At 66.5% G+C, this 1,794-nt stretch carries 2 protein-coding genes; one reads left to right on the top strand and one right to left on the bottom strand.

Annotated elements, in window-relative coordinates; all coding sequences use genetic code 11:
• A partial coding sequence (locus Acor_RS00015) for a DUF4158 domain-containing protein (RefSeq protein WP_246238311.1) occupies window positions 1-1,559 on the bottom strand: 1,559 nt, incomplete at its 3' end.
• Between the two features lie 26 nt (window positions 1,560-1,585).
• Between Acor_RS00015 and Acor_RS00020 the strand changes: the two genes are divergently transcribed.
• Window positions 1,586-1,794 (top strand): hypothetical protein (locus Acor_RS00020; RefSeq protein ID WP_218034030.1); only part of this gene is annotated, 209 nt, incomplete at its 3' end.

The raw sequence follows: 1,794 nt of genomic DNA on the forward strand, positions 1-1,794 counted from the left end.
GCGTAGGAGTCTGACCCGGTCACCGCGACGTCTCCGGATCGTAGCTCGGCGGCCAGGTGAGAGAACACGCACGCCTCCAAGTGGCGTCGCGCGAGCATCCCCGGCCGGTCCCTGTGCCGCAGCACCTTGCGCCAGGCCATGGTGGCGAACGCGTCCACGTCGATGGTGAGCGTGACCTGCTGTCCCTCACGGGTATGCACCGTCGTCTGCGGGATCCACTCACTGCGCCGGTCCCGGTTGGCACGGATGAACTCCACCGCGTCCAGCACGCTACGATCGGCCGTGGTCGAGGTCATCTTCAGGGCGTCGACCAGCGTGAACAACGCCGGGCGGTGCGAGCGGTAGAAGCCGTCCAGCAGCGGCAGGTAGTTATTGCCGTGATAGGCTGAGACCGCCTCGTGCGCCAAGGACGACTCCTCCAGCCCGCCGGCGGTCTCCAGCGTCTTGAGCAGCAGCCGGCCAGCGCGTTCGGCGACCTCTTCAGCGACGTCGGCCCCCGCACCCAGGTCACCCGCAGCCGGTGTGGTGCCCTGACCGGGTTCGGCCGCAGCGGTGGCTTCCCGGGCTCCGGCCAAGACCTCGCCGAACACTCCGATCAGCCGCTCGGACTCCGCACGGTAGGCCTCGCGCAACTCCTCCAGCCGTTCGCGGCCCTTCTTATGCAAGGCGGCCATGCGCTTGCAAAACATGGTCACCACCTCATCACGGGCTTCCACACGCTGCTGGTGCACCAAGCTGATCAGTAACGTCACCCGCTTGGCATCGCCGGTCTTGCGCATGTCGTCAACGTTGGCGACACGGGCCTCACCGGCGAAGTGAGCGACTTTGCCCGGCGGTACGCCAGCCAGCCACCGCTCGCTCGAACCGATCGCATCCAACGCCTGCAGGTGCGCCAGCCGTTCCTTGAACTTGCTCAGGGTGGGTGCCTGTGCCGGCGTCTTGATGCGGTCGAATTCGCTGCGCCGGGACGCCGGCTCCACCACCAGCATTCGTTCCAGCCGCGCCCGCTCGGCCCGGTCCGGCCGGGACGCCACCATCGCGAAGAACCCGCCGTTGACCTCAGCGCGGATGCTGGCGGCCATCGCATCCAATGTCGTGTAGCCCGGCAACTCACAGTGCTGCCGGACAAGCTCCTCCAGCGCCACGTTGATCAGATCTGCCGGGTTGTCCTTGGTCTGCACCGCCGAACGAATGGCCTGCTCGGCCACCGCCCGCACCCGCACCGCCTCATACTTCACGCCCAGACGCTCACGCACGAACTGCCGGTGCCGCTTGGCCGTGCGATCGGCATCGGTTTCCGCGACGACCGCGTCCGGCAGCTCCAGCACACCGCGCACATGATCGACCACCGCAGCCGGAACATCGGCGAGCTTCGCGAAATACCCCAGCCGCTGGTAACACTTCAGCCGGACCACCAGGGCGAGCAGGTGCTGTCCGCTCTGCGTCTTGCCATGTGCCCACGCGATCTCTTCGGGCGTGGGCGTGAATGCCTCGGCAAGCTCTCGCATCGCCACCCCGCGCTTGAACCGCGGGTAGGCCGTGCGATCGATCGACGCCAACGTGACACCCCAGCAAGATCAACCGCTTGGACGAGAACACCTTAACCATGTCCATAGCCATGGATACAGACCTAATCCCGACCAGCGGTTACGCCCGGCCGCGGCCCCTTTCCGGCGTATTCGGTTCGCACCCCTTTATCGCCTTCCTGACCCGCCTTGACCAGACAATCGCCCCGCACCTGACCGTCTATCTGGTCATGGACAACGGGTCCAGCCACACTTCCAAGGCCACCCA

The organism is Acrocarpospora corrugata (assembly GCF_009687845.1).
Classification (GTDB): domain Bacteria; phylum Actinomycetota; class Actinomycetes; order Streptosporangiales; family Streptosporangiaceae; genus Acrocarpospora; species Acrocarpospora corrugata.